We start from the raw sequence: 22,432 nt of genomic DNA, 5'->3' as shown, positions 1-22,432 counted from the left end.
GTTTCCAACCCACCGTTTAGAAATGGTGATAATCCTCGACGCCAACCGTATGGCCGGTGCCCGCCAGCGGAACCCCCGCCATGGCCGAGGCCTCCATCGTCAACGCGGCCAGGTCCTCCGGCTCCAGCGAGTGCAGATAGGTCTTGCCGCACGCCCGTGCGAACAACTGCGCCTCGATGGTCAGCGTGTGCAGGAAGTTGTACACGCGCTCCGCCGCCTCGTCCGGGTCCAGCCGCTCGCGCAGCTTGGGGTCCTGCGTCGCCACGCCCACCGGGCAGCGGCCCGTGTGACAGTGATAGCAATAGCCCGGCTCGGCCCCGATCTCCTCGGGATAGTTGGCCTCGGGGATATCCTTGTTGCAGTTCAGCGCCATCATGGCCGAATGCCCGATCGCGATGGCATCCGCGCCCAGCGCGATGGCCTTGGCCACGTCCGCGCCGTTTCGGATCCCGCCCGCGTAGACCAGGCTGATCTCGCCGCGCTTGCCAAGGCTGTCGATGGCCTTCCGCGCCTGACGGATCGCCGCCATGCCCGGCACACCGGTATCTTCCGTCGCCAGGTGCGGGCCCGCGCCCGTGCCACCTTCCATCCCGTCGATATAAATGGAATCCGGGTCACACTTCACCGCCATCCGCACGTCGTCGAACACGCGGGAGGCACCCAGCTTCAGCTGGATCGGGATCTGCCAGTCGGTCGCCTCGCGGATCTCCTGGATCTTCAGCGCCAGGTCGTCCGGGCCCAGCCAGTCGGGGTGACGCGCCGGCGAACGTTGGTCGATCCCCGCGGGCAAGCTGCGCATCTCGGCCACCTGGTCGGTCACTTTCTGACCCATCAGGTGCCCGCCAAGGCCCACCTTGCAGCCCTGCCCGATGAAGAATTCACAGCCATCGGCCAGAACAAGGTGGTTGGGGTTGAAGCCATAGCGGGACTGGATGCACTGGTAGAACCACTTGGAGCTATAGCGCCGCTCGTCGGGGATCATCCCCCCCTCGCCCGAACAGGTCGCCGTGCCCGCCATCGTGGCGCCCCGCGCCAGCGCGGTCTTCGCCTCGTAGGACAGCGCGCCGAACGACATGCCGGTGATATAGACCGGGATATCCAGCTCCAGCGGCACCTTGGCGCGCGGCCCGATCACGGTCTTGGTCTCACATTTCTCGCGATAGCCTTCGATCACGAAGCGCGTCAGCGTCCCGGGCAAGAAGGTCAGGTCATCCCAGTGCGGGATCTTCTTGAATAGCGAGAAGCCCCGCATCCGGTAGCGGCCAAGCTCGGACTTGATGTGGATGTCATCCATCACACGCGGCGGGAAGATGAAGCTGTCACCGATGCGGTTTACATCGCGCTCCAGCTGTTTTTTCTGCGGCAGATCACCATCAGCCATGATTTGTAACTCCTTTGTCAGGTGCCGGGGTCAACCCCGGCCTACGGGTTGTAGGGCGGGGTTCACCCCGCCATCACAGGATCAGTTTCTTCTCGGACGGCTCGAGGTTGTCGTAGTTCCACAGCATTTTGCCGGCGACGACCTTGGTGAAGTGATCCACCCCCTTCTCGGGCATCAGGCCGTATTGCGTCAGCTTCCGTGTCAGCCACTTCTTGTCCAGATCGGTCAACTCGGCCTCGACAGCATCCACGCCCAGGCTCTTGATCTCGCCACCGACATAGATCGTGCCGTCATACATCGAGTCGCCCAGGTTCTTCCCCGCGTTACCGCAGACCACCATCCGGCCCCGCTGCATCATGAAGCCACTCAGCGCGCCGGTATCGCCACCGACGATGATCGTGCCACCCTTCTGGTCGATTCCCGTGCGCGAGCCCACCGAGCCGCGGCACACAAGGTCACCGCCCCGGATAGCCGCGCCAAAGGTCGAGCCTGCGTTTTTCTCGATCATGATCGTCCCGGACATCATGTTCTCGCCGCAGGACCAGCCCACACGCCCGCTGATGCGCACGTTCGGCCCGTCGATCAGGCCGACGGAAAAGTACCCGGTCGAACCTTCGATGATCAGGTTCAGCTTGCTCAGGATCCCCACGCCAAGGCTGTGCATGCCCCGCGGGTTCTGCAGCACGATCGTGCCATACCCTTCCTTCATCAACTCGCGGATGTTCGAGTTCACTTCCGTCACGGTCTTGCCGTCACAGTCGATCTCGGTCCGCTTGTTGAAGTCCACGTCGGGCGCCCAGGGATAGGTAAAGCGCTCCTCGGCATCCGGGTCGAACTCGACGTAAAGCGACTTGCCCGTCAGCTGTTCGGTCCGCATGCCCAAGGCGGTCACCCGCTCCTCCTGGGTCATCTTCTTCAGTTCTGCGTCGCTCACGCTTGCCATACCCGGACCTCCTCATCGTAGGGATCTGTCGTGTCGATTTCCTGCGGCAGGATCGCGCGGATCGCCACCTCTTCGCTCGCCATGGCAATCAGGTCGTCGGATTCGTAAAGAACCAGCGGTTTCGCCGCCATCGTGTCCTTCGCCATGCCCAGCTGGTCCTTGGTGGCCACAAGATAGGTGAACACCCCGTCGATCTCGTCGATCGACTTGCGCAGGGACTCTTCCAGCGTGATGCCGTTGGCCAGATTGTGCGCGGTATAGACCGCCAGCAGCTCGGAATCGCAGTTCGACATGAACCGGTGGCCCTTGCGCTCCATCTCGCGGCGCATGATCCAGTAATTGGTGATCTGGCCGTTATGCACGACGCTCACGTCGTTATAGGGAAACGCCCAGTAGGGGTGGGCCGATTTGATGTCGACATCCGATTCCGTGGCCATCCGCGTGTGCCCGATGGCGTGCGTGCCCTTGAAATCATTCAGGCCGTACGCCTTCGACACCACCGACGCGTCGCCCAGGTCCTTGATCAGCTCCAGACCGTTGCCCATCGACAGGATCTCGATACCGTCCTGTTCCTCGATATGCTCGGCCATCTCGCCCAGGTTGTCGGCGCCGCTGAACACATAGCGCAGCGCGTATTCCAAGGGCGCGTCCTTGGACTTGATCTTGGCGCCATGCTCTTCCATCACCTGTTCGACATAGGCGATGCGGTCCTCGATCACCTTGTGAACGCCGCGGCCCTTTTCCATGTCCTCGGCCTCGGCCACCTTCAGGCGCATGATGTAATCGCCCTCGGTCGGTTCACCGTATACCGCGTAGCCGGTGCTGTCCGGCCCCCGGTGCTTGAGCGCCAGCAGCATCGAGGTCATCTCCGACCCCACGTCGCTGCTCTTGCCCTTGTAGATTAGTCCAGCAATTCCACACATCTGGAAACGCCTCCTCTGGGTTGCGAATGTCTTAGAGCGGCGGCGGGCTCCTCAACCCGCCGCCGAACGCATGGGATGCCTCAGGGCAGGCATTCCATGTACGTGTCCTTGTCCCAATCCGTCACGGTGGACATGAACCGGGCGTATTCGTCGTGCTTGTACTCGTCGTAAAGCCGGTACATCTCGCCGGGCATCCCGCGCTGCACCACCTCGTCCTTCTTCAGGAACTCCAGCGCCTCGCCCAGGCTCATCGGCAGCTTCTTGACGTCCTTGCCGTCCTTGATCGCCTCGTAGATGTTGCGCTCCTCGGGCTTGCCCGGATCCAGCTTGTTGTCGATGCCGTCATCCATCGCCGCCAGCAGGGTCGAGCCCATCAGGTACGGGTTCACCATGCTGTCGACCGAGCGGTACTCGAACCGCCCCGGCGCCGAGACGCGCAGGCCCGTGGTCCGGTTCTGGAAACCCCAGTCGGCAAAGACCGGCGCCCAGAACCCCGTGTCCCACAGCCGGCGATAGGAGTTCACCGTCGAACAGCCCACCGCGGTCAGCGCCTGCAGGTGATGCACTACGCCGCCGATCGCCTCCAGGCCCTCCTTGCCGGGCATCTGCGGGTCGTCGTCATCAGGCATGAACGTGTTCTCACCGCCCTTGACGTACATGTAGTTGTCTTTCATCCCCGGCAGATCCTTGGGATCATTGCCGCATTTGACGAACTCGTCCTCGCCGCCGCGCCACAGGCTCATGTTGTGGTGACAGCCCGAGGCCGACACGCCCATGAACGGCTTGGTCATGAAGCAGGCGAAAATGCCGTTCTCGCGCGCCACCTGCGCACAGATCTGGCGGTACGTGGTCAGACGGTCCGCGTTGCGCAGCACGTCATCGAACATCCAGTTCAGCTCCAGTTGCCCGGGCGCGTCCTCGTGGTCGCCCTGGATCATGTCCAGACCCATCATGCGGGCATACCGGATCACCTGCATCGACACCGGACGCAGGCTTTCGAACTGGTCGATGTGATAGCAATAGGGCTTGGAATAGCCGTCGCGCGGCTTGCCGTTCTCGTCGAACTTCAGCCACATCATCTCGGGCTCGGTCCCGATCCGCAGGCTCCGGCCGTGCTTCTTCTTGAAGTCCTCGTGCATCCGGCGCAGGTTGCCCCGGCAGTCCGAGGTCAGGAACCCACCCGGATTTTCCTTTTCCTCGCGGTTGCGGAACAACGTGCAGTAAAAGCGCCCGATGGTCGGCGCCCAGGGCAGCTGCATGAAGGTTTCCGGTTCCGGGATCCCCACCAGCTCGGCCGCTTCGGGTCCATAACCCAGGTACTCGCCCGCACGGTTGGTGAACAGGTTCACCGTGGCGCCATAGACCAGCTGAAAGCCCTTCTTCGCGACGGTTTCCCAGTGATCGGCAGGAATGCCCTTGCCCATGATCTTGCCGGTCACCGACACGAATTGCAGGTAAAGGTACTCGATGCCCTTCGCATCGATCATCTTGCGGACTTCTTTGATTTTCTCGTCGCGCCCGGGGGCCTCGACAAATTTCTCAAGATCCATTTCAGCCACGGTTTAGCTCCCTGATGTTGCGCCGGCTTTGTCAGATCGAGGATCGAATGACGGCCGGTATTTTAGGTGGCATGGGCAGGCATCGCGATGCCGCCCAGTACCCTCACGATTCCGAGACGCAATCCAAAAGTCAACCGAATTTGATCCAAACATGCAGTTTTTGCTGGAAATGACCGCTATACGGTATATAATTGGTCCAAATAATGGAGGAATCACAGTGGGTGACGCACAAAGAATGGGCTCGGCGGACATTGCCGGCCTCATCCGGCGCGAAATATCGAAGGGAACGCTGCAACAGCACGACCGCCTGCCGCCCGAACGGATCCTGTCCGAGACCTACGGTGCCGCGCGCGGCACCGTGCGCAAGGCGCTCATGCAATTGGAATCCGAAGGTTTTGTCGAGATCCGCCCGGGCAGCGGCACCTATGTCCTGCACAAGACCGAGACGGCGGCGGCCAGCGCCATCGACAACGCCACACCGCTGGAACTGATGGATGCCCGATTCGCGCTCGAGCCGCACAGCTGCCGCCTGTCGGTCCTGCATGGCCGCCACGCCGATTTCGACCGGATGGAAGAACTTTGCGAACTGATGGAGGCCAGCCTCGACGACCCCGCCGCGTTTTCCGAGGCCGACACGCAGTTTCACCGCGCCATCGCCGACAGCACCCGCAACGGCCTGCTGGTCTGGATCCTCACCCAGATCGGCAGCGTCCGCGGACAGGACGACTGGACCCGCATGCGCCGCCTGACGCTGGACGAGCCGACGATCACCACCTACAACCGGCAACACCGCCAGATCCTCGATGCGCTCCGCGCCCGCGAACCCGAGCGCGCCGCGACCATCATGAAGGAACACCTGGAAACCGCCCGCCTGTCGCTCACGCGGGCCTCCGAAACCTGACATCTCCTGAGAGGTCCCGGATCAAGTCCGGGACGCGGTGGTTCTGGACCAGAAGGCCGCGCATCGACGGGCCGCGGTGCGGCGAGCCAACGGTGGGTCTACAGCACTTTATCCACGCCAAATCCGCAAGACATTCGAGCAAGGCGCCGAGCCGAACCAACTCGCCGCGCCTTGATCCCGCGCGCAGCGCTCACCCAAGCGCACCCGTCCCGGGCCTGACCCTGGACCTCTCGCGGCAATAGCAGTCTTTCGCGGCCGCGTTACCGCCGGACTGCGGAAGGGCGAACCAAGTGAGGTTCCGGGCACTTCATGGCCGCCAGACGCGCAAAAGCTCCACGCGACTCGCCGTCGGCACCGATCGCCAGCCCGACGCACCAGAGATGCGCCCTACATGGTCGGCACGCCTCCCGCGTGACGGGCGGCCTCCCTTTCGGCGACGGCAAGAGCGCGCCGCGGCGCGGCAAGCCGCGCATTGATCCCGCGCGCGCATTCCCCTCGCCCGACACCCCGTAGGGTGGGTGACAACCCACCTTTGGTGGATGACAACCCACCCATGGTGAATGAAACCCCACGCGCGCCACCACCCGTCACTTCCGGTAAAGCCGCGCCATCTCTTCCGCGAAATGCCGGTCGAACGCTTCGGGCGGCAACCACCCCACCGGCGCATCTTCCAGCTTCTGCCCCAGGAACAGCTTCACCGCCGCCACCGCGTGCCAGCTCTGGCTGCCCGCCGCGTGATAGGGTCGCATCGGCACATAGGTCCCATCCGTCAGGCGCAAATGCGGCCGGTCGATCCCGCTATCCGTGCCCTGGGCGCCCACCGTGCCGATCACGGCGGTTTCGACGTCGCTCAACCGCCACTCCCATTCCTCGGCCCCCTTGCGGTCCGTCACCGTCAGATGCACCCGGTCCGCCGCCCGGTCAAAGACCAGCACCGACCGCATCTTGCTGCGCTTCCAGTAGACCACCATCACGACGATCAGCACCGCTCCCGGCAAAAGCAATTCGGGAAACCCCTCCCACGCCATGAAGAGACACATGCCGGCCACGAACACGCCGGCCAGCGTCAGCCCCAGCGTCTTGTCCGCCTGCTCGTCGACCAAGGTCAGGGTGGTGTCGGTCTTGTCCTCGATCCGCATCCATCGACGATGCCCCGCGCCCCGGGTTCCGTCAATCCTGCACGTAGGGTGGGTGAGAACCCACCTCTGTGGGGTGAGAACCCACGCGCCCCACCGCCGTCACCTCACTTGGCGAGGCGCGCGACCCCGTCACAGAACTCCACCGCCGAATGCGCCCCGCCAAACCTGTGCCAGGTCTTGTACCGCGTCCAATGCAGCATGAAATTCCGGGACAGTGCGTCTTTCATGCTGTCGGACGCGGCGTTGAAATCCGCGCAATAGTCCCGTGCCTCGCTGGCCTCGGCCTCAAGTCCCGCGGCCACATGCTGCCGCAGCACCTCCGCGGGCGCGGCGCCGCAAAGTTCGACATACGAGTCCCAATCGAATTCACGTGCCGACGCCGTCAGGTAATCGTCGTTCTCGCACACCGACCGGCTGTCGAAAGCGGCGCAATCGCCAAGCGTCGCAATCCGGTCCGGCGGGATATCCCTGGTCGTCCAAAGCAGTCCAAGGTCACCATTGAACACGTTCACCGGACCCGCATCGCAGTAGAGCGTGACCGAGGTTTCGTCCTGCATCCGCAGCGCACGAAAGAAATCCACTCGTGTCCAGTCATAGCCGCGCCGTGACAGCGCCTCTATCGGGTCCTTGGCCGCTACCGCGTCCAGAATATCGCCGCTGATCTCGTTGCCCTTGCGCGCCTCGTCCACCAGCTCGGAAATGCCCTGAACCTCGATCCCCGGTTGCGACAACGAACGATACCCGAAGTAGACCGCCACCGCGACGCCGATCACCGTCGCAATCGCCCCGATGACGGAAAAAATCTCGATCGTTCTCTTGTTCATCGCGCGCAACCCAATAACCCGCCCCCACTGGACAGGAAACTCGTCAACCTACCTGCTATTCCCGCCAGTCGAAAAATCCCGGCCCCGCGCGCTCCAGCAACCCGCGCGCCAGCGCGTCGCCCAGCTTGGCCCCGTCCTCGACCGGCGCCTCGCCTTCGTCGCTGAGGCTCTCGCTGCCATCAGGCCGCAGCACCTCGCCGCGCAGCCGGATCGTGTCGCCCTGCAACTCCGCCAGCCCGGCAATCGGCGTCTCGCAGGACCCGTCCAAAGTCGCAAGAAAGCTGCGCTCCGCGGCCAGCCGCTTGCCCGTCTCGACGTCATGGATCGCCGCCAGCATCTCGGCCGCGCGGCTGTCATCTGCCCGCCGCTCAATCCCGATGGCCCCCTGCGCCACAGCGGGCAGCATGTCGTCCGTGTCCACCGCACCCACCGCCACCTCGGGCTGTCCCAGTCGGTTCAGCCCGGCCATCGCCAGGAACGTGCATTCGGCCACGCCGTCATCCAGTTTCTTCAATCTTGTCTGCACGTTACCGCGAAACTCCACCACCTGAAGGTGCGGAAATTTCACCAGCACCTGCGCCTTGCGCCGCAGGCTCGACGTGCCCACCTTGGCGCCCTCGGGCAGCCCGGCCAGCCCCTCGTAGCGCGGTGACACGAATGCATCGCGCACGTCCTCGCGCGGCAGATAGGTGTCCAGCATCAGCCCCTCGGGCTGCAACACCGGCATGTCCTTCATCGAGTGCACGGCAATGTCGATCTCGCCCGACAGCATCGCCTCCTCGATCTCGCGCGTGAACAGCCCCTTGCCGCCGATCTCCTTCAAAGGCCGGTCGATCACCCGGTCGCCCGTGGTCTTGATGACGACGATCTGGAACGCCTCGTGCGGCAGGTCAAAGGCGTCGGCAAGACGGTCGCGAGTCTCGTTCGCCTGCGCCAGGGCAAGCGGCGATCCTCGTGTCCCGATCTTCAGCGGCGCGGCGGGGGTGGGCATGGTCACTGTCATGCAGACGGTCTAGACGTGTAAATCTGGGCTGACAAGTTTTGGTTGACTTTCCAAGGCTCAAAGAGGACCAAACCAGCAAAAGGGAGACCGGACATGGCGTCACAGAAAACCATCCTCAAGGCCCTCGCCGGCGAGACGCAGGCGACACCGCCGATCTGGATGATGCGCCAGGCCGGGCGGTATCTGCCCGAGTATCGCGCCACGCGCGAAAAGGCCGGGGATTTCCTGTCGCTGTGCTACAATCCGGACCTCGCCACCGAGGTCACGCTACAACCGATCCGCCGCTACGGCTTTGACGGGGCAATCCTCTTTGCCGACATCCTGCTGGTCCCGCAGGCGCTCGGCGCCGATCTGTGGTTCGTCACCGGCGAGGGTCCGCGCCTGTCGACCATCACCGATCAGTCCGATTTCGACAAGCTCGGCCCGGCCGACGAGGTGCACGAGACGCTCAACCCGATCTACCAGACCGTCCGCAACCTCTCCGGCGCCCTGCCGTCCGAGACCACGCTCATCGGCTTTGCCGGCGCCCCCTGGACCGTCGCCACCTACATGATCGCCGGTCGCGGCACGCCCGATCAGGGCCCCGCACACGCGCTCAAGTCCGAGAACCGCCCGCTCTTCGAGGCGCTGATGGAACGCATCACCGAAGCAACCATCCACTACCTCTCAGCCCAGATCGACGCCGGCGCCGAGGCGGTCAAGGTCTTCGACAGCTGGGCCGGCTCCCTCAAGGGTCAGGATTTCGAGGATTTCGCTGTCGCGCCGACCAAGCGCATCATCTCGGCGCTCAAGGAGAAACACCCCAGCATTCCCGTCATCGCCTTCCCGCGCGAAGCCGGCGACGGCTATATCGGCTTCCATGCAAAAACCGGCGCCGATTGCGTCGCGATCGACAACTCCGTCAGCCCCGAATGGGCCGCCGAACATGTCCAGAAAGACGGCTGCGTGCAAGGCAACCTCGCCTCCTCGCACATGGTCACCGGCGGCGACGCCCTGGTGCGCGAAACCAAGGCCGTGGTCGAGGCGTTCCGCGGCGGCCCGCACATCTTCAACCTCGGGCACGGCATCACGCCCGACGCCGATCCCGACAACGTGCAACTGATGATCGACACGGTGCGCAGCGCCTGACCGCGCCTTTCATCGTTCCCAAAATACTCAATGTAAATCCGCCCGACGCACAGGCACCGGGCGGCTTTGATCTGGCTCAGTCCAGCCCCATGCAATTGGCGTAATAGGTCACCGTCGCGGGCCAGTCGCTGAACACGCCGACCACGCCGACCTTGTCATGCAGCGCGTGCAGCATGGTGAAATAATCCGCATCGGTGTCGATCGTGTCCGCCACCGACTGGAAATACCAGCCGCCACCACCAGTCAGCGGGCCCGAGCGTTCCAGCGTCCAGGTGATGATGTTCAGCCCGGCCTCGCTGGCCGCCGTGGCATAGGGCGACGGCACGATCTCGTCGCCCTCCAGCGTCACCAGCATCCACATCGGCGGCGCGATATAGTTCACGCCCTGGTCGGCCAGCTCCTGCATCGACGGCTCGAACGTGGCCGGGTCCATGTAATCGAACCCTTCGACATCGTACCGGTCGTCCAGGTACACCGCCTGCGCGCCGAACTCCGGCTCGTTCTCGATCCAGTAGAGCACGTCATCCAGGTTGAAACTCTGCGGCCACACGTCCGAGGCCGGAACGCCCGCCGCCTTGTACTCGTCGATCATCTTCTGGGCATAGTCTTCCTGGCTGAACCCGTCATGCGGCATTTCCACCGCCGGGCTCTTCAGCTCAGGCGTGAACTTCGCACCCAGGTCGCGGAAGAGCTTTATCGACTCGGCATGGGTCATCAACGTCCCGCCCTCGACCGCGTAGAGATCGGTGCGCCAGTTCGCGGTGCCGTCCATGTACTCCTCGACCGTCGTCGCCGAGGTGTTCGCCGCATCCATTTTACCGGTCAGCGTGCGGAACTCGGCCAGCGTGATTTCCGAGGTCCGGCATTCCGCCGTGGCCTCCGTCTCGCCCTCGGCAGGGCTGAACGGCGTCACGCAGGTCCCGGCCAGATCGGACGCCAGAATATCGGTCGTCGTGTGCAGATCGTTCTGCGCGTGCCGGCAGACCAGTTCGTGATCCTTGGTAAAGGTCACGTCGCATTCCAGAATGCCCGCGCCCATCCGCGCCGCCGCCTTGTTGGATTCAACTGTATGCTCCGGAAAGAGCAGCGGCGCCCCCCGGTGCCCTATCGAAAAATCCGATCGCGCCGGTGTCTGGCCCATGCACCCGGCCAGCTTCTCCTTCAACGGCCCCTCTTCCATCCGGTCGATCAGGTAGCCCGGGCGCGGCCCGTACCCGACCTCTTCGGCGGCCAGCGGCGTGGCCAGCCCGGCAATGGCAAACGGCACCGCGGCGAATGTGAAACGGATCATTCTCGATCTCCCATGACGTGTTTTCATCGCCCGGAATTATCGCCGCTCTTCCAAAGCACTGTGACGATTTCGCGAAACCTTTGTAACGCGCCGCGTCGCAGTTCCGACATTTCCGATGTCGCATTCCGTCGCGCAACACATGCGTCGGGCGCTCAATCTTGGACCAGACCCGGAGCGCCCGACCATGAACACCCATTTCCGCGACATACGCAAGATCGACCCCACCCGCGGGCCCGTGCTGGGCGACAACACCCCCAACGATGCCGACCGGATCGAGATCGGACCCACCCAGTTGGCTTTCCGCGAATGGGAAGCCGCAGGTCTTCAATTGCCAGACCTGCAAGCGATGCGCCGCTATCGGTGGGAGCGCCTGACCCGGTTCATCCAGGACCGCGATTATGCCGGGCTGCTGGTCTTTGACCCGCTCAACATCCGCTACGCCACCGACTCGACCAACATGCAGCTCTGGAACACCCACAACCCGTTCCGCGCCCTGCTGGTCTGTGCAGACGGCTACATGGTGATGTGGGACTACAAGAACTCGCCCTTCCTCAGCACCTTCAACCCGCTGGTGCGCGAACAACGCTCCGGCGCCGATCTGTTCTATTTCGACCGGGGCGACAAGGTGGACGTGGCCGCCGACACCTTCTCGAACGAGGTGCGCAGGCTCTTGGCCGAACACGCCCCCGGCAATACGCGCCTCGCAGTGGACAAGATCATGCTCCACGGCCTCCGCGCTTTGGAAACGCAGGGCTTGCAGATCATGGAAGGCGAGGAACTGACGGAAAAATGCCGCGCGGTCAAAGGCCCCGACGAGATCCTCGCCATGCGCTGCGCCTCGCACGCCTGCGAGACCGCCGTCGCCGAAATGGAGCGTTTCGCACGGCAGAACGTGCCGCTTGGCCAGACCAGCGAGGACGATATCTGGGCCGTTCTGCACGCCGAGAACATCCGCCGCGGCGGCGAATGGATCGAAACCCGTCTGCTCGCCTCCGGCCCCCGCTCGAACCCGTGGTTCCAGGAATGCGGCCCGCGCATCACCCAGATGAACGAAATCATCTCGTTCGATACCGACCTTGTCGGCAGCTACGGCATCTGCGTGGATATCTCGCGCAGCTGGTGGATCGGCGACCGCAAGCCCCGCGCCGACATGATCGACGCCATGCAGCACGCGCACGAACACATCATGACCAACATGGAAATGCTCAAACCCGGCGTCACCATCCCCGAACTCAGCGCCGGAACCCATGTGCTCGACGACCGCTACCAGGCCCAGAAATACGGCTGCCTGATGCACGGCGTCGGCCTTTGCGACGAATGGCCCCTCGTCGCGTACCCCGACCAGGCCGTGCCCGGCTCGTTCGACTACCCGCTGGAACCCGGCATGACCCTCTGCGTCGAGGCGCTGGTGGGCGAGGTCGGCGGCGATTTCTCGATCAAGCTCGAGGACCAGGTGCTGATCACCGACACGGGCTACGAGAACCTGACCAAGTATCCCTTCGATGCGGCCTTGATGGGTCTTGCCTGATCGCGCTCAGCTGTCCGGCGGCATGTCGTAGAACCCCAGCGACTGAACCGCGTAGGTCTCCTTGTCCTCCACGTTCGGCGTCACCACCAGTTCCAGCGCCAGCGTAAAGCGCGGGTCATCGACATCCTTGTCGCCCGTCATCTGGAAATTCAGCTGCGCGGCCTTCCCCGGCGGCAGCACGGTGGCGTATTTCGGGTCGCTCGAATTGCAATAATGAAGGTAGTTCTCGCTATAACAGCTGCGCAGGCCCGACCAATTGCCCTTGTATTCCATGAACCCGCCCTGCCCGTCCGCGACAGACAGGGACTCCGGCATGTACGCCAGCGCAATCGTGTTCTCCGAGGTGTTCTTGAACCGCATGGCAAAGGTCGCGTCGCCCGCCGATTTCGAATAGATCAGGGTCGAGACCTCGGCATCGTAGACATCCGCGGCATAGCGGCGGGACGGTTCGACCAGCGCCCGGCCCTGCGTTGCCGTGGTCTGTCCTCCGGCCCCGCCTTCGACCACCACGACCTGCGTCGTCGGCGTGTCCTCACCGCCGCCCGCCGCCTCGGCAAAGCCGCAGGCGCCCCGGCTGCGCGTCGCCATCATCTGCGCCACGCTGCCCACGCTGGGAAATTCCGACCGCGCGGTGGCGAACAGCCGGCCATCCTGGGTGCTGATCATCCGCGCCTGCACCTTCACCTGTTCGCCGAACTGGATCAGCGATCCCGTGACCAGCGCATCGACCCCCTCGATCTCGCCCAGCCGTTTGGCGGCATCCGGCGCGATCGTGCCGTCAAAGACCAGCTCCATCTCGCGGAAAATGGCGCTCAGTTGCGACCGTTCGATGATGTCTATCGTGCCCGCGCCCGCGTTGAACAGGCTGTCCACGATGAACTCGCTGATATAGTTCGACAGGTCCGAACACGTGCCGTCGCTGTGGGTGAACGTCGAAATCCCGATGGTGGCCGTTCCGTCGGTGCGGGTCCGCTCCACGATCTGACCCGCGATCTCCTCAAGGCTCTCATCCACCGAAGAGGCGGCATTGACGCCCCCGGCCAGCGCCATGAAACCGCAGGCCGCCACAAGATTTGTCCACCGCATTCTCAGTCCCCTCTGCAATTCTCTTCGAAAATTTCCGTCAACTTCAGATGATCCCCGAACCCGCGCAGCGCCATGTCCACGGCACTCACCGCACCCGTCGGCCCCTTGCCCGAACCCGCCAACCGGATCCGCTCGGGGCCGCTCTTGCCTGTCAGGGTCACGGCCCCGTCCAGCAAGTGCCCCTCGAACCCGTGGCTGGTTTCCTCTTCCGGCACGGTCGTCGCCGTCGCAGACACCCGGCCCACCGTGACGTTCCGGCACTCCATCCGCGTCAGATGCTCCGAGACCCTTTGCGCCACCTCGCGCTCCAGCGCCGTGCCTGCGGTTCCATCGGCCTCTGTGACGGTCTCTGACAGCGCGGCGGTCGCGTCGTCCGGGCCCTCCGCCCCGTCGGCCCCACGCTCCGCCGGGTCGGACGATCCGCTTGCCGCCGACTTGGTCACCACCACGTCCCCGGACGGTTTCGACGTCATGAACCGATCACCCAGTTCGAGCACCCCGACCACGCCGCCCACAAGGGCGGAGACCAGGATAACCGACTTGGCGATAAGGGAGTTGCTGGACATGCCTGCATCTATCACTTTGCAAATATACGGCCACCATGGCACAGCCCGGCGGTGTCGGGCAACAACGCATGGGGGGTGGTCCGACCCAAGGCGACCCTGTGCAACATCACGGCCTCACATTCCCGAGACGGGCCTGAAACACACCTTACGCATCCGCCCGGAACCGCCATTTTGAGGGCAACCGAAAGGACCACCCATGCCGACCGAACGCTTCACTTTCACGGGCCATGACGGGCACGAGCTTGCCGCACGGCTCGACCTGCCAAAGGGGCCGCACCTGGCGACCGCGCTCTTTGCGCATTGCTTCACCTGTTCCAAGGACATTCCCGCCGCGCGCCGCATCTCCGCGCGGCTGGCGGGCGCGGGCATCGCCGTGCTGCGCTTCGATTTCACCGGGCTGGGCCATTCCGGGGGCGAGTTCGAAAACACCTCCTTCACCTCGAATGTCGAGGATCTCCTGCGCGCCGCCGATGCGCTGGCCGCCCGCGACATGCCCCCCAGCCTGCTGGTCGGCCACTCCCTCGGCGGGGCCGCCGTGCTGGCCGCCGCCTCGCGCATCGACAGCGCCCGCGCCGTCGCCACCATAGCCGCGCCCTTCGATCCGGGCCACGTCACGCACAATTTCGACGGCGCGCTCGAGCGGATCGCGACCGATGGGTCAGCCGAGGTCGAGCTGGGCGGCCGCCCCATCCGCATCGGCCGCAAATTCGTCGAGGATGTCCGCGCCGAAAACCTCGCCCCGAAGATTTCCGGTCTGAAACGCGCGCTCCTGGTGCTGCATGCCCCGCGCGACGACACCGTGGGGATCGACAACGCCACCGAGATCTTCAAGGCCGCGAAACATCCCAAGAGCTTCGTCACCCTCGACAGCGCCGACCACCTGGTCACCGACCCCGGCGATGCCGAATACGCCGCCGGCGTGATCGCCGCCTGGGCGCAGCGCTATCTCGACCTCAAGCACCCCGCGCCGCCCCCCGGCGCGCCCGAAGGCGTCGTGCGGGTCTGCGAAGTGGACCCCGACGGGTTCCTGCAGGATGTGCACGCCGGGCCGCATCACTATGTCCGCGCCGACGAGCCCGAGGCCTATGGCGGCACCGATCGCGGCATGAGCCCCTACGGCTTTCTCGCCTCCGGCCTGGGCGCCTGCACGTCGATGACCATCCGCATGTATGCCCGCCGCAAGGGATGGCCGCTCGATCACGTCTCGGTCGACGTCATCCATGACAAGGTCCACGCCCAGGATGCCGATGGCAGCAGCCCGGCCAAGATCGACAGTTTCGTCCGCACGATCCGCCTCAGGGGCAATCTCGGCGACGATCAGCGTCAGCGTCTCCTGGAAATCGCCGACAAGTGCCCGGTTCACCGGACGCTGGAACAGACCTCCAGGATCGAGACCCGGCTGGCCGAGCCCGACAACACGCCTCAGCCCGAACGCGCGTAATGCTCCACCATCGCGGTCAGGTCGTCGGGCGGCGTATCGGCGCTCACGAAGGCCCGCGCGTTCGCGCATAGCCCGAACACCGAACCGTCCGAAAAGAACGAGGTCTTCGACACGAACAGGATCGGCACACCGGGAAACCGCCGCTCCGCCTCATCCGCGATGGCAAAGGCGCTGCTGCGCGTCAGGACGAGGTTCAGGATGATCAGGTCGCAGCGCATCGCGCCAAGCGCGTCCAATGCGCCCTGCTGGTCATGCTCCAGCCGCACCCAGATGCCATGACGCTCCAGGTGGCGCTGCCACACCCGGCCAAGTGCTGCGTCGCTTTCCACGATCAGCACACGCGATGGTCGCTTTTTCACCTTCTGATCTTCTTCGGTACTAGTGTTCGCGCTTAGAATGATCGGAGTCTTCGGGACAAAAGGTTAATCAATGGTTAATTCTGGCCGATCGGACACCCGTGCGGCCCCACGCGCCTGCCTCTCACCGCCTGTCGTGCTCTGCCGGTACAACTCGATGAAACGCTCCGCCCGCTGCGTGCGCTCGGGTCAGGCGATATTGAATAACACACCGGCCGAATACAGGTTTTCCGGACTGGCCTTGACCGGCCGGCTGCTGCACTGTCACCCAAAAAAGGAAGTACTGATGATCCGCTGCCTCGCCTTCGCCTTGTCGCTCTGCACCGCCACGACCGCCTATGGTCAAAGCTGCGGCGGCTCCTTTTCCGGCTTCGTCGACGCGCTCCGACAAGAGGCGATTTCCCGCGGCCACGCACCGGACCGGGTGAACAGCTTCTTCGCCTCCGTGCGCCAGGATCAGAGCGTGCTTCAGGCCGACCGCCGCCAGGGCGTCTTTCAGAAACCCTTCACCGAATTCGCCCGCCGTCTGATCAGCTCGGGCCGCCTCAACACCGGCCTTGCCAAGTCACAGCAATACGATGCCGTGTTCGAGCGCATCGAGGCCGAATACGGCGTGCCGCGCGGGGTGCTCCTGGCCTTCTGGGCGTTCGAAACCGATTTCGGCGGCTTCCAGGGCGACTACAACACGCTCAACGCGCTCGTCACCCTGTCGCATGACTGCCGCCGGCCCGAGCTTTTCCGCCCGCAGGTCTTTGCCGCCCTCGACCTCTACCAGATGGGCGATTTCGACCCCGCGCGCACCACCGGCGCCTGGGCTGGTGAAATCGGCATGGTCCAGATGCTGCCGCAGGACATCATCGACAACGGCGTCGATGGCGACGGCGACGGTCACGTCGATCTCAAGACCTCCGCGCCCGACGCGCTGATGTCGGGCGGCAAGATGCTGCAACATCTGGGCTGGCGCGCGGGCGAGCCCTGGCTGCAGGAAGTCGATGTGCCCGACACCCTCGACTGGTCCAAGACGGGTCTGCGCACCACCCTGCCCGCCTCCGAATGGGCGGCGATGGGCGTCACCCCGCGCCTCGGCCAGATCCGTGGCGACCTGCCGGCCAACATCCTTCTGCCCGAAGGGCGCAAAGGCCCCGCTTTCCTCGCCTACCCGAATTTCAACGTCTACTTCGAATGGAACCAAAGCTACGTCTACGTCCTGACCGCCGCCTATTTCGCCAATCGTCTGGAAGGCGCTCCTGTCTTCGACGCGGGCAACCCCGATCCGGGCCTGTCGGACGGCCAGATGAAACAACTTCAGGAAAAACTGGCCGCGCGTGGCTATGACGTGGGCAAGATCGACGGCATCCTCGGCTCCGGCACCCGCGCCGCCGTGCAGGACGTCCAGCAGGAACTGGGCAAGCCCGCCGACGCGTGGCCCACGCCCGCGCTTCTGAACGCCCTATGACGCAACGCCGCGCTTTCGAAATCTTTCTCACCGCCCCGCCCGGCCTCGAACTCGCGTTGAAGGACGAGGCACAGGCGGCGGGGTTCGCCAAGCCCAAGGCCACCCCCGGCGGTGTCCGGTTTCGCGGTCACTGGCCGGACGTCTGGCGCGCCAACCTCGCGCTGCGCGGCGCCGGCCGCGTCCTGGCCCGCGTCGCCCGCTTCCAGGCGATGCATCTCGACCAGCTTGAATCTCTCACGCGCGAGGTGGATTGGGCGGGCTTCTTGCGCCCCGACGTGCCGATCACGGTCGAGGCGACAACCCGGAAATCCAAAATCTACCACCAGGGCGCCGCCGCCGAACGTGTCGCCCGCACCATCCACCACGTCACCGGCGCGCCCCTGGAAGGCGACGATCCCGTCCGCGTCCAGCTCAGGATCGAAGACAACCAGTGCCTGCTCAGCCTCGACACCTCGGGCGCGCCGCTCCACCGCCGCGGCCAGAAACCTTTCGTCGGCAAGGCCCCCATGCGCGAAACCCTTGCCGCGCTCTTCCTGCGCCAATGCGGCTATACCGGCACCGAGCCCGTGCTCGACCCGATGTGCGGCTCCGGCACTTTCCTGCTCGAGGCTGCCGAGATCGCGCTCGGCCGCGCCCCGGGCCGCGACCGGAGTTTCGCATTCGAGCGCTTCGCCAATTTCGATGCAGGCGCATGGAAGGATCTGGCGGCTGACCAACTCGACACCGAAACCAGCCTCCGCTTCCACGGCAGCGACCGTGACGCCGGTGCCGTCACCGGCGCGCGCTCCAACGCACAGACCGCCGGCCTCGGCGACCTCATCACGATCTCGCACCACGCCTTCAGCGATCTGAAACGCCCGGACGGCCCGCCCGGCCTGATCATGGTGAACCCGCCCTACGGCACCCGCATCGGCGAGCGCAAACAGCTTTTCGGCCTCTACGGCGCGCTCGGCAAGACCCTCGCGGAGCGGTTTTCCGGCTGGCGCGTTGGCCTCGTGACCACCGATGCCAGCCTCGCCAACGCCACCGGCCTGCCTTTTACCCAACCCGGCCCACCCGTCGCACATGGCGGCCTGCGCATCACCCTCTGGCAAACCGGGCCGCTGCCCTGAGGCGTTAACCAAGGTCGCGCGCTCGGCTTTACTTTTTGGCAAGAAAAGCGCATCATATTGGGAATGCGGAAGTTGTCTTTCAGGTGAACCACCAAAGACGTGACCCCGCGAAGTTGCTGCTTCGCGGGGTCTTTCTTTGTCAGGACATCAAAGCCCTATCCAAAGTCGAATGATCGTCACAACCAGCGTTCCCGCTGCCAGAACGACCATCCATTTGCAGAAGGTGTTTTCCTTCAGTTGAACCACCTCCTCTCACTGCAAAAGGTTGCAGCGAGACCAGAAAAACCGACTCAATGTCAGTAAAATCTTAACGACGGATGGCTCACGCCACCATCTGCTCCGCCTTCTTCAGGTCGACCGACACCAGCTGGCTCACCCCCTGCTCGCCCATCGTCACCCCGAACAGGCGGTCCATCCGGCTCATCGTCACCGCGTGGTGCGTGATGATCAAAAACCGCGTCTCGGTCCGGCGGCACATCTCGTCCAGCAGGTCACAGAACCGGCCAACGTTGGCATCGTCCAGCGGCGCGTCGACCTCGTCCAGCACGCAGATCGGCGCCGGGTTGGCCAGGAACACCGCAAAGATCAGCGCCAGCGCGGTCAGAGTCTGTTCGCCCCCCGACAGCAGGCTCAGCGTCGCCAGCTTCTTGCCCGGCGGCTGGCACATGATCTCCAGCCCCGCCTCCAGCGGATCGTCGCTCTCGACCATTACCAAGTTCGCCTCGCCGCCCCCGAAGAGGTGTTTGAACAGCATCGAGAAGTTCGAGTTCACCTGCTCGAACGCCGTCAGCAGCCGTTCGCGCCCTTCGCGGTTCAGCGACGCGATACCATTGCGAAGGGTGCGGATCGCTCCCTCAAGATCGGACTTTTCGTTGACCAGCGTGTCATGCTCTTCCTGCACCTCGCGCGCGTCTTCCTCGGCCCGCAGGTTCACCGCACCCAGCGCGTCGCGCTGGCGTTTCAGGCGGTTCACATCGGCCTCGATCGCCTCCGAGGCGGGCATGGTCTCGGGGTCGACCTGCAACGTCTCCAGCAGGTCCTCGGGCGAACAGTCCAGTTCCTCCTCGATCCGTCCCGCCGCTTGTGCCTGGGTCTCGCGCGCGGCGTCCGCGCGCGCCTCAGACCGCGCCCGCGCCTCGCGCGCCTCGCCGGCCAGGCGCTCGGCGTCGCGCTCGTTGGCCACAGCCTCACGCGCGACGCCTTCGGCGTTCGACAGCGTGTCAGCCGCCTCGGCCCGCCGCGCCTCGGCCTTCGAAATGTCGGCGTTCAACGCCTCGCGCTTCGCCGCCAGTTCGCCGGGCTTCGCCCCGGCCTCGGCCAGCTCCGCTTCGCTCGCCTCCTTGCGCTCGGCCAGCTCCGCGCTGCGCGTCTTCGCCGTTTCCAACCGGTGCCGCCAGCCGGACAATTCCTTGGTCACTTCCTGGCTGCGCGTCAGCCGTGCCTCGCCCTCGCGGCGCAGCTCGTCATGGGCCGAGCGCTTGGACATCATCGTCATCCGCGCCGCCTCGACCGTCATCTTGACGTCTTCCACCTCGGCGCGCGCGGTATCCAGATCGGCCAGGTCGCCCATCGCCTTCTCGGCCTCGGCCAGCGTCTTGCGCGCGGCCAGCGCCTCTTCCTCGTGGCGTTTCACCGCCAGCCCGAGGCTTTCCAACTTGGAGCCCGCCAAGCTGCGTTCCGCCTCGGCCCGGCTCAGCGCCCGGTTCGCCTCGGCGACCCTGCCGTCCGCCGCCCGCCGCGCCTCGCGCGCCGCCTTGTCGGCCTCGGTCAACTCCACCAGCCGCGCCTTCAGCGTCTCGTGCGCCCGCTGCGCGCCCTCGGCCCGCGCCGTGGCGTGCGACAATTGCTGCTTCAACTCTTCCAGACGGTTCAGCTGTTCCAGCCGCAGCGCGGCGGCAGACGGCGCATCCTCGGCCCAGGCGCGGTACCCGTCCCAACGCCACAGGTCACCCTCGACGCTGACCAGCCGCTGCCCCGGTTTCAGAAGCGCCTGCAACCGTGGCCCGTCATCCGAATCCACCAGCCCGATCTGCGCCATCCGCCGCGCCAGCACACCCGGTACGTTCACATGCGTGCCCAGCGCCACGACACCCTCGGGCAAGGTCTGCGCCTGGGCATACCCGTCCAGCGCAACCCAGCCCGAGGGCCCGTCCGCCTCCACCTCCGGCGCGCGCAGGTCGTCTGCCAAAGCCGCGCCCAGCGCCTTTTCATAGCCCGAGGCCACCTGCACCGCGTCAAGGATCTGTCCGCCCTCGGCGGTGTCCCGCTCCAGCAGGCGCGCCAACGCCGACACTTCCGCCGACAGGGCACTCACCTCGCCCTCGGCTTCCGAGCGTCCGGCCCGGGCGTCGGCCTCGCGCCCCTGCGCATCGGCCCGCGCCTCGTCGGCTTCAGTCAGCGCGACCTCCGCCGCCTGCGCCGCCTCGGTCGCCTCTTTCTCGGCTTTCTCGGCGGCCTCGAATTCCTCGCCTGCACGGCTCACTGTGTATTGCGCCGCTTCCACCGCGTCCTTGGCCCGCGCCGCCTCGGCATCGGCCCGGTCGCGGGTCTTACGGCTGTCCTCGACCAGCCGCTGCGCCGACTGGTGCCGCGCGGCCAGCCGCGCAACATCCTCGGTCAACTCCGACAGCTCGGTCTCCCGCGCCTGCAACACCTGGCTGGCATCCGCCGCCTCACCGCTCGCCGATTCCAGCTTGCCCTCGTGGCCTTCGGCGGCCTTGGCCAGCTCCTGCGCTTCCCATTCCAGCCGCTCGATCGTCTCGCCCGCGTCGCGGTTCAGGCTCTCCTCGCGCTCCATGTCGCGGGCCAACTGCTCGATCCGCGATTGAAGCGTCTCGATCCGGTCCCTGGCGGCAGCCTCCTGCTCGGCCAGCGTGTCCCGGCTTACCTGCAACCGCTGCAGCACCGCCGCCGCGATGGCCTCTTCCTCGCGCAGCGGCGGCAGCGCCTCGTCGGCCCGCGCCCGCAGCCTTGCCGCCTCGCGCGCCGCCGCCTCGGCCCGGGCCGCATCGCTCGTCCGCTCGGTCAGGTCCTTCTGCGCATTGGCCCGCGCCAGGTCCGCTTCCTTCCAGCGCCGGTACAACAACAGCCCTTCGGCCTGCCGCAATTCCTCGCCGATCTGCCGGTACCGCGCCGCCTGCTTGGCCTGCCGCGCCAGCTGCGCCAGCTGCGTCGCCAATTGTTCGATCACGTCATCGACCCGCGCAAGGTTGCTCTCGGCCCCTTTCAGCTTCAGCTCCGCCTCGTGCCGCCGCTGATAAAGCCCGGAAATCCCCGCCGCCTCCTCCAGGATTCGCCGTCGCGCCGTGGGCTTGGCGTTGATCAGCTCCGAGATCTGCCCCTGCCGCACCAGCGCCGGCGAATGCGCACCCGTCGAGGCATCGGCAAACAGCATCTGCACGTCCCGCGCCCGCACATCCTTGCCGTTCACCTTGTAGGCGCTGCCCACATCCCGCGTGATCCGCCGAATGATCTCCAGGTGATCGGCGTCGTTGAACCCCGCCGGCGCCAGCCGGTCTGAATTGTCCAGATGGATGCTCACCTCGGCAAAGTTGCGCGCGGGCCGCGTCGCCGCCCCGGCAAAGATCACGTCCTCCATGCCCGAGCCCCGCATCGAGGTCGGGCGGTTCTCGCCCATCACCCAGCGCAACGCCTCCAGCAGGTTCGACTTGCCGCATCCGTTCGGCCCAACCACCCCGGTCAGACCGTCCTGGATGAAAAGGTCGGTGGGGTCGACGAAGCTCTTGAACCCGGTCAATCTCAGCTTGGTGAACTGCACGGTGCGTGTCCCTCTGC

Annotated in this window: 18 protein-coding genes; 6 read left to right on the top strand and 12 right to left on the bottom strand. The window is 65.2% G+C overall.

Features of this window, described 5'->3' with window-relative positions:
• Positions 1-16: 16 nt before the first annotated feature.
• From FIU85_RS14050 to FIU85_RS14035, 4 genes are all read right to left on the bottom strand, one after another.
• The gene (locus FIU85_RS14050; protein WP_152497340.1) at positions 17-1,381 is read right to left on the bottom strand and encodes an FMN-binding glutamate synthase family protein; all 1,365 of its coding nucleotides are present in this window, start codon (positions 1,379-1,381) and stop codon (positions 17-19) included.
• Between the two features lie 73 nt (positions 1,382-1,454).
• Complete coding sequence (locus FIU85_RS14045; protein ID WP_172977534.1) at positions 1,455-2,324, bottom strand: GXGXG motif-containing protein; 870 nt, start codon at positions 2,322-2,324, stop codon at positions 1,455-1,457.
• Complete coding sequence (locus FIU85_RS14040; RefSeq protein ID WP_057791037.1) at positions 2,312-3,247, bottom strand: glutamine amidotransferase; 936 nt, start codon at positions 3,245-3,247, stop codon at positions 2,312-2,314. Before FIU85_RS14040 ends, FIU85_RS14045 begins: the two co-directional genes overlap by 13 nt.
• An 80-nt stretch (positions 3,248-3,327) precedes the next feature.
• Complete coding sequence (locus FIU85_RS14035; RefSeq protein WP_172978945.1) at positions 3,328-4,797, bottom strand: glutamine synthetase family protein; 1,470 nt, start codon at positions 4,795-4,797, stop codon at positions 3,328-3,330.
• A gap of 226 nt (positions 4,798-5,023) precedes the next feature.
• Here FIU85_RS14035 and FIU85_RS14030 point away from each other — a divergent pair, with 226 nt between their 5' ends.
• Entirely contained in the window at positions 5,024-5,707 is a 684-nt protein-coding gene (locus FIU85_RS14030; RefSeq protein WP_254702904.1) for a FadR/GntR family transcriptional regulator, read from the top strand.
• A 587-nt stretch (positions 5,708-6,294) separates the two neighbouring features.
• Here FIU85_RS14030 and FIU85_RS14025 read toward each other — a convergent pair.
• The 3 genes from FIU85_RS14025 to hemC all read right to left on the bottom strand — a co-directional run bounded on the left by FIU85_RS14025 (position 6,295) and on the right by hemC (position 8,673).
• Positions 6,295-6,846 carry a hypothetical protein gene (locus FIU85_RS14025; protein WP_152497338.1) on the bottom strand — a complete coding sequence of 184 codons (552 nt, stop codon included), beginning with the start codon at positions 6,844-6,846 and terminating at the stop codon, positions 6,295-6,297.
• 104 nt (positions 6,847-6,950) lie between these two features.
• A complete protein-coding gene (locus tag FIU85_RS14020; protein ID WP_152497337.1) occupies positions 6,951-7,670 on the bottom strand; it encodes a hypothetical protein in 720 nt (239 codons plus the stop codon).
• 55 nt (positions 7,671-7,725) lie between these two features.
• Positions 7,726-8,673: a hydroxymethylbilane synthase gene (gene hemC / locus FIU85_RS14015; RefSeq protein ID WP_152493827.1), complete on the bottom strand. Its 948-nt coding sequence runs from the start codon at positions 8,671-8,673 to the stop codon at positions 7,726-7,728.
• Between the two features lie 93 nt (positions 8,674-8,766).
• Here hemC and hemE point away from each other — a divergent pair, with 93 nt between their 5' ends.
• Complete coding sequence (gene hemE, locus FIU85_RS14010) at positions 8,767-9,801, top strand: uroporphyrinogen decarboxylase (protein ID WP_152497336.1); 1,035 nt, start codon at positions 8,767-8,769, stop codon at positions 9,799-9,801.
• A 76-nt stretch (positions 9,802-9,877) separates the two neighbouring features.
• Here hemE and FIU85_RS14005 read toward each other — a convergent pair whose 3' ends face one another.
• Positions 9,878-11,092: a glycerophosphodiester phosphodiesterase family protein gene (locus FIU85_RS14005; protein ID WP_152497335.1), complete on the bottom strand. Its 1,215-nt coding sequence runs from the start codon at positions 11,090-11,092 to the stop codon at positions 9,878-9,880.
• A 184-nt stretch (positions 11,093-11,276) separates the two neighbouring features.
• Here FIU85_RS14005 and dddP point away from each other — a divergent pair, with 184 nt between their 5' ends.
• A complete protein-coding gene (gene dddP / locus FIU85_RS14000; RefSeq protein WP_152497334.1) occupies positions 11,277-12,620 on the top strand; it encodes a dimethylsulfonioproprionate lyase DddP in 1,344 nt (447 codons plus the stop codon).
• A 6-nt stretch (positions 12,621-12,626) separates the two neighbouring features.
• Here the strand turns inward: dddP and FIU85_RS13995 are convergent, their stop codons facing one another.
• On the bottom strand, positions 12,627-13,706 hold the full coding sequence (locus FIU85_RS13995; RefSeq protein ID WP_152497333.1) for a FlgO family outer membrane protein: 1,080 nt from the start codon (positions 13,704-13,706) through the stop codon (positions 12,627-12,629).
• Between the two features lie 2 nt (positions 13,707-13,708).
• Complete coding sequence (locus FIU85_RS13990; RefSeq protein WP_152497332.1) at positions 13,709-14,272, bottom strand: hypothetical protein; 564 nt, start codon at positions 14,270-14,272, stop codon at positions 13,709-13,711.
• Between the two features lie 196 nt (positions 14,273-14,468).
• Here FIU85_RS13990 and FIU85_RS13985 point away from each other — a divergent pair, with 196 nt between their 5' ends.
• Complete coding sequence (locus FIU85_RS13985; RefSeq protein ID WP_152497331.1) at positions 14,469-15,713, top strand: bifunctional alpha/beta hydrolase/OsmC family protein; 1,245 nt, start codon at positions 14,469-14,471, stop codon at positions 15,711-15,713.
• Here FIU85_RS13985 and FIU85_RS13980 read toward each other — a convergent pair.
• The gene (locus FIU85_RS13980) at positions 15,695-16,072 is read right to left on the bottom strand and encodes a response regulator (protein WP_152497330.1); all 378 of its coding nucleotides are present in this window, start codon (positions 16,070-16,072) and stop codon (positions 15,695-15,697) included. The two genes, FIU85_RS13985 and FIU85_RS13980, sit on opposite strands and share 19 nt — an antisense overlap.
• Positions 16,073-16,355: 283 nt before the next feature.
• Between FIU85_RS13980 and FIU85_RS13975 the strand changes: the two genes are divergently transcribed.
• The gene (locus FIU85_RS13975; RefSeq protein WP_152497329.1) at positions 16,356-17,525 is read left to right on the top strand and encodes a lytic murein transglycosylase; all 1,170 of its coding nucleotides are present in this window, start codon (positions 16,356-16,358) and stop codon (positions 17,523-17,525) included.
• Positions 17,522-18,637, top strand: a complete 1,116-nt coding sequence (locus tag FIU85_RS13970; protein ID WP_152497328.1) for a class I SAM-dependent RNA methyltransferase — start codon at positions 17,522-17,524, stop codon at positions 18,635-18,637. The genes FIU85_RS13975 and FIU85_RS13970 overlap by 4 nt, the downstream gene beginning before the upstream one ends.
• A gap of 322 nt (positions 18,638-18,959) precedes the next feature.
• Here FIU85_RS13970 and smc read toward each other — a convergent pair whose 3' ends face one another.
• On the bottom strand, positions 18,960-22,415 hold the full coding sequence (gene smc, locus FIU85_RS13965; protein ID WP_152497327.1) for a chromosome segregation protein SMC: 3,456 nt from the start codon (positions 22,413-22,415) through the stop codon (positions 18,960-18,962).
• Between the last annotated feature and the right edge of the window lie 17 nt (positions 22,416-22,432).

This window comes from Roseovarius sp. THAF8 (assembly GCF_009363735.1).
Lineage (GTDB): Bacteria > Pseudomonadota > Alphaproteobacteria > Rhodobacterales > Rhodobacteraceae > Roseovarius.
Note: the sequence above shows the minus strand (reverse complement) of the source record. Positions and strands in the feature narration are given on the sequence as shown.

Coding starts and splice junctions, on each gene's coding strand:
- FIU85_RS13990 (WP_152497332.1), bottom strand. CDS start 14,272: ATGTCCAGCAACTCCCTTATCGCCAAGTCGGTTATCCTGGTCTCCGCC.
- FIU85_RS13970 (WP_152497328.1), top strand. CDS start 17,522: ATGACGCAACGCCGCGCTTTCGAAATCTTTCTCACCGCCCCGCCCGGC.
- FIU85_RS14020 (WP_152497337.1), bottom strand. CDS start 7,670: ATGAACAAGAGAACGATCGAGATTTTTTCCGTCATCGGGGCGATTGCG.
- FIU85_RS13985 (WP_152497331.1), top strand. CDS start 14,469: ATGCCGACCGAACGCTTCACTTTCACGGGCCATGACGGGCACGAGCTT.
- hemE (WP_152497336.1), top strand. CDS start 8,767: ATGGCGTCACAGAAAACCATCCTCAAGGCCCTCGCCGGCGAGACGCAG.
- FIU85_RS14050 (WP_152497340.1), bottom strand. CDS start 1,381: ATGGCTGATGGTGATCTGCCGCAGAAAAAACAGCTGGAGCGCGATGTA.
- FIU85_RS13995 (WP_152497333.1), bottom strand. CDS start 13,706: ATGCGGTGGACAAATCTTGTGGCGGCCTGCGGTTTCATGGCGCTGGCC.
- FIU85_RS14025 (WP_152497338.1), bottom strand. CDS start 6,846: ATGCGGATCGAGGACAAGACCGACACCACCCTGACCTTGGTCGACGAG.
- FIU85_RS14040 (WP_057791037.1), bottom strand. CDS start 3,247: ATGTGTGGAATTGCTGGACTAATCTACAAGGGCAAGAGCAGCGACGTG.
- hemC (WP_152493827.1), bottom strand. CDS start 8,673: ATGACAGTGACCATGCCCACCCCCGCCGCGCCGCTGAAGATCGGGACA.
- FIU85_RS14035 (WP_172978945.1), bottom strand. CDS start 4,797: ATGGATCTTGAGAAATTTGTCGAGGCCCCCGGGCGCGACGAGAAAATC.
- dddP (WP_152497334.1), top strand. CDS start 11,277: ATGAACACCCATTTCCGCGACATACGCAAGATCGACCCCACCCGCGGG.
- FIU85_RS13975 (WP_152497329.1), top strand. CDS start 16,356: ATGATCCGCTGCCTCGCCTTCGCCTTGTCGCTCTGCACCGCCACGACC.
- FIU85_RS14005 (WP_152497335.1), bottom strand. CDS start 11,092: ATGATCCGTTTCACATTCGCCGCGGTGCCGTTTGCCATTGCCGGGCTG.
- FIU85_RS14045 (WP_172977534.1), bottom strand. CDS start 2,324: ATGGCAAGCGTGAGCGACGCAGAACTGAAGAAGATGACCCAGGAGGAG.